This is a genomic window from Janthinobacterium sp. SUN176 (assembly GCF_030587335.1).
GTDB lineage: Bacteria > Pseudomonadota > Gammaproteobacteria > Burkholderiales > Burkholderiaceae_D > Janthinobacterium > Janthinobacterium kumbetense.
This window is the reverse complement of sequence record NZ_JAPWIA010000001.1, coordinates 937,007-949,656: the sequence shown is the minus strand read 5'-3', so window position 1 is coordinate 949,656 and position 12,650 is coordinate 937,007. Positions and strand designations below refer to the sequence as shown.

Here is a 12,650-nt window from a genome sequence, read left to right as displayed (position 1 = left end):
AAAAATAGCGCGTCTCGCTGAATATATCCTACAGGAGCAATACAATGCTGAGCCTTCACACCAATAACGCATCGCTGTCCGCACAAAACTCGATCGCCAAGACCCAATCGCAACTGTCGACCTCGATGACCCGCCTGTCGACCGGCTACCGCATCAACTCGGCAATGGACGACGCTGCCGGCCTGCAGATCGCCACCCGCCTGAAAGCACAGACCAGCGGCATGACGGTCGCCATGAGCAACACGCAAAACAGCACCTCGATGCTGCAAACGGCTGAAGGCGCGTTCGGCGAAGTCACCAACATGCTGGTGCGCATGAAAGATCTGGCCACGCAAGCTGCCGATGCTTCGTCGAACACGGCCGACAAGGACGCCATGCAAGCCGAGTACGACGCACTGGGCCTGGAATTGTCCAACGTGATGAACAACACCACGTTCGGCGGCCAAGCTCTGCTGACCGGCGGCACCATCGCCAGCGCCATGACGTTCCAGATCGGCGCCGCGAAGTCGGAAACGATGACCATCAACCTGTCCACCTCGATGGGCAGCGTCGCCACCGCACTGGGTTCGGCCACCGCCAACTTCACCGGTACCGCCGGCGGCACCGAACTGAAAACCCTGGCCAACACGGCCATCGGCAGCCTGGTTTCGGCCATCGACAGCATCGGCGTGGTACGTTCGGCACTGGGTGCCGCCGCCAACCGCCTCGACCACGTCAACAGCAACCTGTCGAACATCTCGACCAACACCAAGGCCGCTACCGGCCGCATCATGGACGTCGACTTCGCCACCGAAAGCTCGAACATGACCTCGTCGCAAATGCTGCTGCAAGCCGGCACCGCGATGCTGAAACAAAGCAACAGCATGTCCTCGATGGTCATGTCCTTGCTGCAATAATCACCGGCGCCTCGCGCCACATGAAAGCCCCGGCAAGCGATTGCCGGGGCTTTTTTTCATGGCGCCGCGCCAGATAAAAAATTTCCATGTGGAATTTAATGAAAGGCGCTCCCCTGTCGCCTTGTAGGGGTGAGGGCAAGAAATTACCTGCCGCTCGACGAATTCACTTACCAGGAGCAATACAATGCTGAGCCTTCACACCAACAACGCATCGCTGTCCGCACAAAACTCGATCGCCAAAACGCAATCGCAACTGTCGACCTCGATGACCCGCCTGTCGACCGGCTACCGCATCAACTCGGCAATGGACGACGCTGCCGGCCTGCAGATCGCTACCCGCCTGAAAGCACAGACCAGCGGCATGACGGTCGCCATGAGCAACACGCAAAACAGCACCTCGATGCTGCAAACGGCTGAAGGCGCGTTCGGTGAAGTCACCAACATGCTGGTGCGCATGAAAGATCTGGCCACGCAAGCTGCCGATGCTTCGTCGAACACGTCCGACAAAGACGCCATGCAAGCCGAATACGACGCACTGGGCCTGGAATTGTCCAACGTGATGAAAAACACCACGTTCGGCGGCCAAGCTCTGCTGACCGGCGGCACCATCGCCAGCGCCATGACGTTCCAGATCGGCGCCGCGAAGTCGGAAACGATGAGCATCAACCTGTCCACCTCGATGGGCAGCGTCACCGCCGCACTGGGTTCGGCCAGCGCCAACTTCGGCGCCGCCGGCCTGGGCACCGAACTGACCGCCAGCGCCAACGCCGCCATCGGCAGCCTGGTTTCGGCCATCGACAGCATCGGCGTGGTACGTTCGGCACTGGGTGCCGCCGCCAACCGCCTCGACCACGTCAACAGCAACCTGTCGAACATCTCGACCAACACCAAGGCCGCTACCGGCCGCATCATGGACGTCGACTTCGCCACCGAAAGCTCGAACATGACCTCGTCGCAGATGCTGCTGCAAGCCGGCACCGCGATGCTGAAACAAAGCAACAGCATGTCCTCGATGGTCATGTCCTTGCTGCAATAATCACCGGCGCCTCGCGCCACATGAAAGCCCCGGCAAGCGATTGCCGGGGCTTTTTTTCATGGCGGCGCGCCAGATAAAAAATTTCCATGTGGAATTTAATGAAAGACGCTCCCCTGTCGCCTTGTAGGGGTGAGGGCAAGAAATTACCTGCCGCTCGACGAATTCACTTACCAGGAGCAATACAATGCTGAGCCTTCACACCAACAACGCATCGCTGTCCGCACAGAACTCGATCGCCAAGACCCAATCGCAACTGTCGACCTCGATGACCCGCCTGTCGACCGGCTACCGCATCAACTCGGCAATGGACGACGCTGCCGGCCTGCAGATCGCCACCCGCCTGAAAGCACAGACCAGCGGCATGACGGTCGCCATGAGCAACACGCAAAACAGCACCTCGATGCTGCAAACGGCTGAAGGCGCGTTCGGTGAAGTCACCAACATGCTGGTGCGCATGAAAGATCTGGCCACGCAAGCTGCCGATGCTTCGTCGAACACGGCCGACAAAACCGCCATGCAAGCCGAATACGACGCGCTGGGCCTGGAACTGTACAACGTGATGACCAATACCACGTTCGGCGGCCAGAATCTGCTGGGCGACGGCACGACCGGCAAGGGCACCCTGTCGGAAGCCAAGATGACCTTCCAGATCGGCGCCGCCAAGTCGGAAACCATGGACTTCACCGTGCAAGCAGGCATGGTCACGCTGGACGGCGCGCTGAAAGGCCTGTCCGCCAACAACTTCAAGGCAACCAGCGCCGGCGTCGGCACGGAACTGACCGGCACGGCAAACGCCACGATCGACCTGCTGAAAAATGCCATCGACAATGTCGGCACGATCCGCTCCTCCCTGGGCGCCGCCGCCAACCGCCTCGACCACGTCAACAGCAACCTGTCGAACATCGCCACCAACACCAAGGCCGCTACCGGCCGTATCATGGACGTCGACTTCGCCACCGAAAGCTCGAACATGACCTCGTCGCAAATGCTGCTGCAAGCCGGCACCGCGATGCTGAAACAAAGCAACAGCATGTCCTCGATGGTCATGTCCTTGCTGCAATAATCTTTGCCGGGCCGCTTGCGGCCAGCAACGCCAAGCCAGACTGCGGTCTGGCTTTTTTTTATGCGCGAAACGTATTTATTTGACTATATTGCCTTTCGATTTAACAATGCGGACGGCGCAGTCGCCTATACAAGGTAGACCCGATTCACCCTCACCGCCCACCGGAGCCGCCTTGTGCTGAGCATTCACACCAATATCGCCGCAATGTACGCCCAAAGCGCCGCCGCCAGTGCGCAAAGCCGGCTGGCGACGTCGATGCAGCGCCTGTCCACCGGCTTTCGCATCAACTCGGCCATGGACGACGCCGCCGGCTTGCAGATCGCCACGCGCCTCAGCGCCCAGGTCAGCGGCATGACGGTGGCCATGCGCAACACGCAGAACAGCACCTCGATGCTGCAGACGGCCGAAGGCGCGTTTGGCGAAGTCACCGACATGCTGGTGCGCATGAAAGACCTGGCCACGCAGGCGGCCGACGCTTCGTCCAACCAGACCGACCGCGACGCCATGCAGTCCGAATACGATGCGCTGGGGCTCGAGCTGTACAACGTCATGACCAACACTTCCTACGGCGGCGGCTTGCTGCTGGGCAACGGCAGTGCCGGCAAGGGCACCTTGTCGGAGGCGATGACCTTCCAGATCGGCGCCAGCAGCAGCGAAACCATGCAGTTCGACGTGTCAGGCAAGATGGGCGGCCTGGACACCTTGCTGAAAGCCATTTCGGCCAACTTTGCCGCCAGCGGCACGGCCGGCAGCGAAATCGGCACGAATGGCAGCGCCAACAACATGATCGACCAGCTGGCGGCAGCGCTCGACCAGGTCGGCGGCGTGCGCTCGGCCCTGGGCGCGGCGGCCAACCGCCTCGACCACGTGCACAACAACCTGGCCAACATGGTCACCAATACCAAGGCCGCCATCGGCCGCATCATGGATGTCGATTACGCGGCGGAAAGCGCCAACATGGTGTCGGCACAAATGTTGCTGCAGGCGAGCACGGCGATGCTCAAGCAAAGCCAGAGCATGCAGAAAATGATACTGTCCCTGTTGCAGCCATGATGGCTGATACCGCCTGATTCACCGGCTCTTATAGACTTTCATCTGGACACAGTGGCATGGCGATAGACCGCATTTCATCGGGCAACCCGGTTCCCCTGATTACCCAGCGCTTCGACGTCAGCCCCGCCACGCCGATGGTGCCGGGCGTGGTCCAGCCGCTGGTGCCCATCGGCCCCTACATGGCGCCCGCGCCCGACGCCGGCACCCTGCCCGCCCAGCTGCAACAGCAGGGACAGGACAGCCTGGCGTCCCTCATCAAGCCGAATGCCGACGGGGCGGGCGGCGCCATGCCGCGCGACAGCAGCGCCATGCAAGTCAATCAACTGTTCTTCACGCGCCAGCTGGTCTGGCAGCCGCCCGACGCGGCGCAGCTGGCCGCCTCGTGGCGCGTGATGGTCAAGACGTATGGCGAGCAATATGCTGCCTTGCAGGAACAGGCGCGCGGCCAGCACGTGCCGGGCAACCTGTTCATGGCCGAGCAGCAACCAGCCCTGCTGCGCGAAGGCGCCCGCCCGCCGTTGACGGTCGACAGCGAGGCGTGGCGCTTCGCCGTGTATGGCTGGGGCGGCCAGCGCCTGCTGCTGCGCGTGCTGGCCAGCGACGAGGAAGACGATGCAACGCCCCGACGGCGCGGCAAGGTGGCGCTGCGCGTCGAACTGATCATCATCGGCATCGGCCGGGTCGTGATCCAGATGGAACCGTCCGGCGACGGCGTGCTGCTGGAGCTGGCCGCCGACGAGGAAGCCGCATTGCGCCATGTGCGCCTGGCCCTGCCCGAGATCGCCGACGCCGTGCGGCGCGCCGGCCTGCGCGTCGTGCGCTGCCGCCTGAACCGCCAGCTGCACGCGCAGCGCGTGCACGGCAATTACCCGATGCAGGCGGGCGCCGCCTCGCTGTCGCTGGCCCTGTTCCGCGCCATGGCCGAAGTGGCGCTGCTGCTGACGCAGCCGGAAGCGGAAGCGGCGGCCGATCCCGATGCGCCCGCGGCCCCCGCGAACGTGGCCGAAGAGGAAACCATCATCGTTTCGAAGGAAGTGGCGGCGCCGCTCGGTTACGACTATGGCGACGAAGAAGAAACGGCGCAAGGCCGCACCGTGCTGCTGCTGGCCGACGGCCAGGAGCACGACCTGCTGCCGCCCATCGACGAGCAGGATTGACGCAACAGAATTGATACAGCATAAGAAAACGGCGCCCGCAGCGCCGTTTTTCTTTTCATGCCAGCGTTTTATCCCACCGTGCCGATGATGCTCACTTCGCGGTTTTCCGGGATTTCGTTGTACGACAGCACATGCAGGCCAGGCGCGAACAGGCGCGCATAGCGGGCCAGCAGCGGACGGATCTGCGGCAGCACCAGCAACAGCGGCGGCGTGGCCTGCTGCTTCATCTGCTCGCGCGCCACCGGCATGTTCACTTGCAGCTGCGACAGCAGGTGCGGATCGATCGGATAGTTATCCAAAGTCACCTTGCCTGCCTGGCGCGCCTGGTTCAGCGAGCCGAGCAGCATGTTTTCCAGTTCGCCGCCCAGGTTAAACGCCTGCATTTCCATCTTCTGGCCGAACAGGCCGCTGACGATCTGGCGTCGCAGCGCGCAGCGCACCTCGGCCGCCAGCAGGATCGGGTCCTTGGTCGTTTCCGAACTGTCGAGCAAGGTGGTAGCGATGGGCACGATATCCTTCAGTGACACATTTTCCGCCAGCAAGACGCGGAACACGCGCAACAGCTGCGTGTGCGTGAGCGCCTTGTCCAGCGCGCCGGCGAGCTTGGGCGACAGGGCCGTCAGGCGTTCCATCATGTTCGAGACGTCTTCGTGGCGGAACAGTTCCGGCAAGTATTCGCGCACCATTTTCGACAAGTGCGTGGCGATCACGCTGGGCGCCTCGATGACCTGGTAGCCGAGACCCAGCGCATGCGCCTTCTCGCCCGGCTCGATCCACGTGACGGGCATGCCGTAGGCCGGCTCGATGCCGGGAATGCCGTCCAGCTGGCCATACACGTTCGGCGACGGGATCGCCATCAGGCGGTCGGCCTGCACTTCCGCCTGCGCCACCACGGTGCCCGACAGCACGATCGCGTATTGCGACGGCTTCAGGGCCAGGTCGTCGCGCACGCCGATATTCGGCAGCAGCAAGCCCATCGCTTCAGACAGGCTCTGGCGCACGCCCTTGACGCGCTTGTTCAACGGTTCGCCTTGCGTTTTATCAACCATGCCGACCAGTTTATAGCCTAGCATCACCATCAGCGGCTGCACGGCAGGCAGTTGCTGCCACTCCAGCTCGGCCGGGCGCTCCTCGCGCAAGGCTGCCTCGATGGCCGCCATGCCGGCCGCGTCCGGTCCCTTCACGCGCTTGGTCAAACGCCAGGCCACGAAGGCCAGCACGGCCGCAAAGGTCATGAACATGAACCACGGCATGCCCGGAATCAGGGCCAGCGCCACCATCATGCCGGCCGCGCTGAAGATCACCGTCGGCGACGTCAGCACCTGGCCTGCCACTTGCTGTTCGAAGTCGCCCGAATCGCTGATGCGGGTGACCAGGATGGCGGCCGCAGCCGACAGCAGCAGCGCCGGAATCTGCGCCACCAGGCCATCGCCGATGGTCAGCAGTGCATACTGGCGGAAAGCGTCGCCGAACGACAGGTCGTGCATCAGCGAGCCGATGGCCACGCCGCCCACCATGTTGATGATCAAAATCAGGATACTGGCAACGGCGTCGCCGCGCACGAACTTCGACGCGCCGTCCATGGCGCCGTAGAAATCCGCTTCGGCGGCCACGTCCTTGCGGCGGATCTGGGCTTTTTCCTGGTTGATCAGGCCGGCGTTCAGGTCGGCATCGATGGCCATCTGCTTGCCCGGCAAGGCATCGAGGGTAAAGCGCGCGGACACTTCCGATATACGCTCGGCGCCCTTGGTGACGACGGCGAAGTTGATAATCATCAAGATCACGAAGACCACGATACCGACGACGAAGTTGCCGCCGATCACGACGTTACCAAACGCCTCGATCACCTTACCGGCCGCATCCGCGCCCGTGTGGCCGTGCAGCAGCACCACGCGCGTCGATGCCACGTTCAGTGTCAGCCTGAGCATGGTGGTGGCCAGGATCACCGTCGGGAAGACGGAGAAATCGAGCGGCCGCTTGGCCGATACGCTGACGAGGATGACGATCAGTGCCAGCACGATATTGAAAGTGAACAAGATATCGAGCAGCACCGGCGGCAGCGGCAGGATGATCATTGCCAGGATCACCAGCAGGAACAGCGGCGTGGCGAACTTGTGGCGGCGCATTTCGGCAACCAACCGGTTCAGGAAATTCATGAAGGTACTACCTCGCTCAAATGAGATGGCACGACCACCTCGGTGGGAAATGGGGGCTGGGCAGCGCGCTGCCCAGAACGGAATGCTTTCAGCTGCAGGATGTAGTTGAGCACCTGCGACACGGCCTGGTACAGCTGCACGGGAATCTGCTGCTGCACCTGGCTGGTGTTGTAGATGGCGCGCGCCAGCGGCGGCAACTCCAGCGTTTCAATATCGTGTTCCTTCGCCACTTGCCGGATATACAGCGCCATCTCGTCGACGCCCTTGGCAACGACAAACGGCGCCTCGGCGCGGTCCTGGTCATACTTCAATGCAACGGCGTAATGCTCGGGATTGACGATCACCACGTCGGCGTCGGGCACGGTCTTGCGCACGCTGCGCCGGCCGATCTGCTGCTGCAGTTGGCGGATGCGCTGGCGCACTTCGGGACGCCCTTCGCTGCTTTTATGTTCTTCCTTGACATCCTGCTTGCTCATGCGCTGGTTGCGGGCAAAGAAGAACGCCTGCGCCGGCACGTCGATGATGGCAAACAGGACAAAGACGGAAATGAGCGCCATCAAGCCGTCGAGCATCAGCGCCGAGCCGTCGAGCATGGCCTGCTGCAGGGGCCGGTGTTGCAAATCCACGTACTGCGTCAGGCTGGAGCGGCTCACATGCACGAGCACCATGCCCAGCACGGCGGCCTTGGCGATGGACAGGCCGAATTCAAAAGCATGCTTGGGCGCAAACAGACGGCCCAGGTTCTTGGCCGGGCTCAGACGCTCCATCTTCGGCATCCAGTTCTTCGTGCTGATGACCCAGCCGCCAGGGATCAAGGAGCCGAGCACGACGAACAGGGGCACGCAAAACAGCGGCACGATCATCTTGATCAGCAAGCCCACCGACGTCGTAAACGCCATCGACATGGCATTTTCCAGCGCGCCCTTGCTATCGAGCGGCATGAAAGCCATGGCGAACAGCTCGCGAAAGCTCAGCAGATAGCTTGGCAGCAGGTAAATGAAGACCTTCATGCTGATCAGGATGCCCAGCGCCGTCGACAGGTCGCGCGAACGCACCACCTGCCCTTCCTGGCGCGATTTCTTCAGCTTTTGCTGTGACGCCTTTTCTGTCTTGTCGCCCGTGCTGCTATCCGCCATGGACCACACCTTTCCGCACGTGCCCTACAAGCGTAGCGAGCAAGTTCAATGCCGGGTTGAGTAGCGCAGCTGTACGGAGGTACAGCGAGCAACGGATGCCCGGAAGTGGACTGCGCAGCAGCTTGTTGGCACGTGCGCTATCCATGGGCCACCCGCATCTGTTCGGCGATCATTTCCAGCACGCGATTCGTCATGGCGATGTAGTGCTCGGGGATAAAGCGCACGATCTGCCCCAGCATCAGCAGGCCGAACACGGTGATCATGGAAAAACCCAGCGAAAACAGGTTCAGCGACGGCGCCACGCGGTTCAGGAAGCCAAAGCCCAGCTGCACCACCATGGTGGAAAAGACGATGGGCAAGGCCAGCAGCATGGCGGCGGCGAAAATCCACGCCACGTTATACGCCACCGTCTGCAGCAGCAGCGGCCCGTAGCCCTGCCCCACGGGCCAGGCCGTGAAACTGGCGCCGATCACGCCCGTCAGCACGAGGTGGCCGTCGATGGCGAAAAACACGATCATGCACATGATGGTGAGCATCCCCGTGATCACGTCCGACGAGGTGCCATTGAGCGGGTCGTTCATGACGGCCATGGAAAAGCCCACCTGGCTCGACACCAGGTAACCGAGCACCGACATGACGGACATGGCGAAGTGGAAGGCCAGGCCGAGGACGAAGCCGATGATGGCCTGCTCCAGGGTGGCGACGGCGGCGTGCAGGGAAAACGGATCGATCTTCAGCAAGTCCTGCGAGATGCCCGACGCCTGCATCACGGGCAGCATCAGGATCGCCAGCACCAGCGACAGCAGCACCCGCACGGGGACGGGCACCATGGCGTCGCCGATCACGGGCGAGGCGCTGAGCATGGCCAGGATGCGGCAGAACGGCCACCACACGGCCAGCAGAAACGGCAGCACCTGATTGAAAATCTGATCCATGGCGCGCGGCGCTATCCGACCAGGGTGGCGGCGCGCTGAAAAATGGACACGCAATAATCCATCAGGTAACCGGCCATCCAGCGGCCGGCCAGGATCAGGGCCAGCAGGGTGACCAGCAGGCGCGGCAAGAAACTCATGGTCTGTTCATTGATCGAGGTGGCCGCCTGCACCAGCGCGACCAGCAAGCCCATGAGCAAACCGGGCACGACCAGGATCACCACCAGCAGCATCACGACGTGCAGCGCTTCGATGATCAGGTCGACGGCGACTTCAGGGGTAAACATGGATCAATAGCCCTGTATGCTGGTAACGAGCGTGTTGACGGTCAGGGTCCAGCCGTCGACGAGCACGAACAGCAGCAGCTTGAACGGCAGCGAAATCACCAGCGGCGAGAGCATCATCATGCCCATGGCCATCAGCACGGACGCCACCACCAGATCGATGATGAGGAACGGTATGAACAGCATGCACCCGATCTGGAACGCCGTCTTGAGTTCGGACAACACAAACGCGGCCAGCTTGACCGTGAAACTGTGGTCTTGCGGGCGCATGGTCGACGGTTCGCCGGCCAGGTGCGCGATCTGCGCCAGCGCGGCCTTGCTCGTCTGCGCCAGCATGAAGCGCGAAATCGGCACTTCGGCGATCTTCAGCGCTTCCTGCATGCCGATCTGGTCGCGGTCGTACGGCACGAACGCTTCCTTCCACACCTGGTCGCCGATGGGGCGCATGACCAGCAGGGTGAGGATCAGGGCGATGCCCGTGACGATGCGGTTGGGCAAGCCCTGCTGCAGGCCCAGGGCCTGGCGCAGCAGGGACAGCACGATGACGAAGCGGGTAAAGCTGGTCATCATCATGACCATCACGGGCAGCAGCCCGAGCAGGGTCATGACGACGAGGATCTGCATCTTCACCGACAGGTCGGTCTTCGCGCCCGGCACCACGCCGGACAGCAGGTCCTGCGCGCCAGCGGCGTTGCAGCACAGCATCAGAACGGGAACAGCCAGCGCGGCAGCCAGCGCGCCGCGGCGCCGGCTCAAGCCGGGTACCGCCAGCTTCATGCTGTCATCAGGTCGAGATTGAGGCCGTCGAGGTCGATGACTTTCAGGCCATAGTTCTCGCCGGCCACCACCACTTCGGCACGGCCGATCGGCGTGCCGTTGACCTTGATCACCAGCGGTTCGCCGGCCAGCATGTCGAGTTCGATCACGCTTTCCGGGCCGATGGCCATCAATTCTTCCAGCGAAATGCGGGCCGAGCCCACTTCCAGGGTCAGGGTGACGGGAATCTTGCGCATCATCTGCGGAATGTCGCGCCGCGCGCGGCCGCTGGCCACGTCGGACACATCGCCCTGGTCGATGATCATGTCATCGCCCAGGTCTTCCAGCAGGGTTTCGCTCTGGTTGGTATCGGTCATATTCATATTATTCGACATCTTCAAAGGAGGTTAAACAGAGCTTGCCCTTGTGTTCGGAAACAGCAGCTGTAAAGAGACGGGAGTCGTCGAGCATGACGTCGGTGCGGCTGAGGCTAACGGGAATCACGTCGCCGACGCGCAAGTCGAACAAGGCGCCCAGCTGCACCTGTTTGCTGACGAGCCGGCCTTCCAGGGTCACTTGCAGGCGCGACGCGAGCGGACGCACGCTGCCGCGCAAGGCTTTCTTCGCCTGCGCGCGCTCGGGCAGCAAGCCGCGCAGCACGTCGGCCATCAGGCGCTTGTCCAGCGAGAACCAGAACTGGCCGCTCTGCCCCGCCTCGACGTCGCTGAGCGCCACCGTGACGATCCAGCTGCCACGTGCCGGATGCACGCCCGACTGCGCGGCGACCTCGGCACTGGTGTCGATGTCGCTGCTTTTGCCCAGGGTTTGCAGGTTCTTGTGCACGCGGGAGAACAAACTGTTCACCAACTGTTGTCCAAGCACCACAGCGAGGCGCTCTTCCGTGGCCGTCACGCGCACCTGCGCCGGATCGGGCAGCGCGCCCTTGGCGCCGGCACTACCATAGCGATAGTTCAGCACGCTCAAGAGTATCTGCCGTTCGAGGGCAAAGCCCGTCTGGCTGGCCGGCGTGGAGAAACTCAGCCAGCGGTTCACGCTGTCCTCGTTTTCCACGCGCGACAAGGTCACGGCATCGATCTGGAAATTCCCCCAGTAGCGGCGACTCATCGGCTGGCGCAGGGCCACGGCCAGGTCGTCGCGCAGCTGGGCGCCGAATACATGCAGCAAATGGACAGGACGTCCAAGCAGACAGGAATCGAGGACTTGATGGCGCACAGTTTGATCTGTCTTGGTAAGGATTGTCATGTAGTGGTCATGTCGGTATTGCGGTGGCAGAACAAATTATACGGATCGCCCGAAATTAAATACAGCATCATCTTGACCTGGCGTACCGGTCTGCAAGCAAACGATTGCGCATCGTATCGCATGCTGGATGACTACGGTGCTGAACAATACATGAAAAAGCTAAATATTGCCATGTATCAATATTCCTTGAGGCAATCCTCTCTTTACTTTATAGTTGCCGCGAGGTAAGCTTATAGCGACAAAATATAGATTTGCAGTGCGCCATTCCGCTTACCTGATTCCGGTTTTTATGGCAGTTTCCAGTCCCGCTTATTGCCACCAGAAGAAACTTTTATCAGATAATTATTAGTTGTCATGGCCATGTGAATCACGTCGGCGCAGGTCTGCCGGGTTTGTTTGAATCTGCTTGAGCGGATGGTGTGGCAACTGATAAAACTGATGGGCCCTGCAAGCGGGCCGGGCAAGATGGCGCGGGATGTCATGCCTGCCGGAATGGCAACACCAGTAATTTCTGATTGATACGTCACCGCATATTGAAAGTAGAGGGCACGATGAGCAACGAACTCGCAGGTCTGATCAAGGCCGATCTGGCAGCACTGAGCAATGACGCGCGCGCCCTGGGCGCCAGCATCGCGCCCGCCGCCCAGTTCGGCGCGCCGGAACAATCCGGCTTCTCCTTTGCGCAAAGCATGAAAGACGCCATCGGCAAGGTCAACGGCGATGACCGCATGGCGGCGCAGAAAATGAGCGACGTCGACAGCGGCAAGAGCGACGACATGGTCGGCGCCATGCTGGCCAGCCAGGAAGCGAGCCTGTCCTTCTCCATGTTGATGCAAGTGCGCAACAAGGTCATGGGCGCCGTCGACGAACTCATCAAACTGCCTCTGTAATCTTCACGTCCTGATCCACGCCCAGCCT

13 protein-coding genes are annotated in these 12,650 nt (G+C 61.8%); 6 read left to right on the top strand and 7 right to left on the bottom strand.

Going from position 1 to position 12,650, the window contains the following annotated elements:
• The first annotated feature begins 44 nt into the window (after positions 1-44).
• From O3299_RS04420 to O3299_RS04400, 5 genes are all read left to right on the top strand, one after another.
• Positions 45-896, top strand: a complete 852-nt coding sequence (locus O3299_RS04420; RefSeq protein WP_099664377.1) for a flagellin — start codon at positions 45-47, stop codon at positions 894-896.
• Positions 897-1,080: 184 nt separating this feature from the next.
• Positions 1,081-1,932 (top strand): flagellin, encoded by an 852-nt coding sequence (locus O3299_RS04415; protein ID WP_099664378.1) that lies wholly within the window; start codon positions 1,081-1,083, stop codon positions 1,930-1,932.
• 184 nt (positions 1,933-2,116) lie between these two features.
• Entirely contained in the window at positions 2,117-2,995 is an 879-nt protein-coding gene (locus O3299_RS04410) for a flagellin (protein ID WP_077403203.1), read from the top strand.
• A 174-nt stretch (positions 2,996-3,169) separates the two neighbouring features.
• Positions 3,170-4,048 carry a flagellin gene (locus tag O3299_RS04405; RefSeq protein WP_099664379.1) on the top strand — a complete coding sequence of 293 codons (879 nt, stop codon included), beginning with the start codon at positions 3,170-3,172 and terminating at the stop codon, positions 4,046-4,048.
• Between the two features lie 56 nt (positions 4,049-4,104).
• Positions 4,105-5,205 (top strand): hypothetical protein, encoded by a 1,101-nt coding sequence (locus O3299_RS04400; RefSeq protein ID WP_305061590.1) that lies wholly within the window; start codon positions 4,105-4,107, stop codon positions 5,203-5,205.
• Between the two features lie 68 nt (positions 5,206-5,273).
• Here the strand turns inward: O3299_RS04400 and O3299_RS04395 are convergent, their stop codons facing one another.
• The 7 genes from O3299_RS04395 to O3299_RS04365 all read right to left on the bottom strand — a co-directional run bounded on the left by O3299_RS04395 (position 5,274) and on the right by O3299_RS04365 (position 11,732).
• Positions 5,274-7,361 carry a flagellar biosynthesis protein FlhA gene (locus O3299_RS04395; protein ID WP_251349166.1) on the bottom strand — a complete coding sequence of 696 codons (2,088 nt, stop codon included), beginning with the start codon at positions 7,359-7,361 and terminating at the stop codon, positions 5,274-5,276.
• Positions 7,358-8,497: a flagellar biosynthesis protein FlhB gene (locus tag O3299_RS04390; RefSeq protein ID WP_077403194.1), complete on the bottom strand. Its 1,140-nt coding sequence runs from the start codon at positions 8,495-8,497 to the stop codon at positions 7,358-7,360. Before O3299_RS04390 ends, O3299_RS04395 begins: the two co-directional genes overlap by 4 nt.
• Before the next feature lie 137 nt (positions 8,498-8,634).
• Positions 8,635-9,432 carry a flagellar biosynthetic protein FliR gene (locus tag O3299_RS04385; protein ID WP_077403190.1) on the bottom strand — a complete coding sequence of 266 codons (798 nt, stop codon included), beginning with the start codon at positions 9,430-9,432 and terminating at the stop codon, positions 8,635-8,637.
• An 11-nt stretch (positions 9,433-9,443) separates the two neighbouring features.
• Complete coding sequence (locus tag O3299_RS04380; RefSeq protein WP_034757874.1) at positions 9,444-9,716, bottom strand: flagellar biosynthetic protein FliQ; 273 nt, start codon at positions 9,714-9,716, stop codon at positions 9,444-9,446.
• Between the two features lie 3 nt (positions 9,717-9,719).
• A complete protein-coding gene (gene fliP / locus O3299_RS04375) occupies positions 9,720-10,490 on the bottom strand; it encodes a flagellar type III secretion system pore protein FliP (RefSeq protein ID WP_251349167.1) in 771 nt (256 codons plus the stop codon).
• Positions 10,487-10,852 (bottom strand): FliM/FliN family flagellar motor switch protein, encoded by a 366-nt coding sequence (locus O3299_RS04370; RefSeq protein ID WP_077403184.1) that lies wholly within the window; start codon positions 10,850-10,852, stop codon positions 10,487-10,489. Before O3299_RS04370 ends, fliP begins: the two co-directional genes overlap by 4 nt.
• Before the next feature lies 1 nt (position 10,853).
• Positions 10,854-11,732 carry a FliM/FliN family flagellar motor switch protein gene (locus O3299_RS04365; RefSeq protein ID WP_257218649.1) on the bottom strand — a complete coding sequence of 293 codons (879 nt, stop codon included), beginning with the start codon at positions 11,730-11,732 and terminating at the stop codon, positions 10,854-10,856.
• 551 nt (positions 11,733-12,283) lie between these two features.
• Here O3299_RS04365 and O3299_RS04360 point away from each other — a divergent pair.
• On the top strand, positions 12,284-12,622 hold the full coding sequence (locus O3299_RS04360) for a flagellar hook-basal body complex protein FliE (RefSeq protein ID WP_034787870.1): 339 nt from the start codon (positions 12,284-12,286) through the stop codon (positions 12,620-12,622).
• Positions 12,623-12,650: the final 28 nt, after the last annotated feature.

Coding starts and splice junctions, on each gene's coding strand:
- fliP (WP_251349167.1), bottom strand. CDS start 10,490: ATGAAGCTGGCGGTACCCGGCTTGAGCCGGCGCCGCGGCGCGCTGGCT.
- O3299_RS04385 (WP_077403190.1), bottom strand. CDS start 9,432: ATGGATCAGATTTTCAATCAGGTGCTGCCGTTTCTGCTGGCCGTGTGG.
- O3299_RS04365 (WP_257218649.1), bottom strand. CDS start 11,732: ATGACAATCCTTACCAAGACAGATCAAACTGTGCGCCATCAAGTCCTC.
- O3299_RS04400 (WP_305061590.1), top strand. CDS start 4,105: ATGGCGATAGACCGCATTTCATCGGGCAACCCGGTTCCCCTGATTACC.
- O3299_RS04420 (WP_099664377.1), top strand. CDS start 45: ATGCTGAGCCTTCACACCAATAACGCATCGCTGTCCGCACAAAACTCG.
- O3299_RS04380 (WP_034757874.1), bottom strand. CDS start 9,716: ATGTTTACCCCTGAAGTCGCCGTCGACCTGATCATCGAAGCGCTGCAC.
- O3299_RS04415 (WP_099664378.1), top strand. CDS start 1,081: ATGCTGAGCCTTCACACCAACAACGCATCGCTGTCCGCACAAAACTCG.
- O3299_RS04410 (WP_077403203.1), top strand. CDS start 2,117: ATGCTGAGCCTTCACACCAACAACGCATCGCTGTCCGCACAGAACTCG.
- O3299_RS04395 (WP_251349166.1), bottom strand. CDS start 7,361: ATGAATTTCCTGAACCGGTTGGTTGCCGAAATGCGCCGCCACAAGTTC.
- O3299_RS04360 (WP_034787870.1), top strand. CDS start 12,284: ATGAGCAACGAACTCGCAGGTCTGATCAAGGCCGATCTGGCAGCACTG.
- O3299_RS04390 (WP_077403194.1), bottom strand. CDS start 8,497: ATGGCGGATAGCAGCACGGGCGACAAGACAGAAAAGGCGTCACAGCAA.
- O3299_RS04370 (WP_077403184.1), bottom strand. CDS start 10,852: ATGAATATGACCGATACCAACCAGAGCGAAACCCTGCTGGAAGACCTG.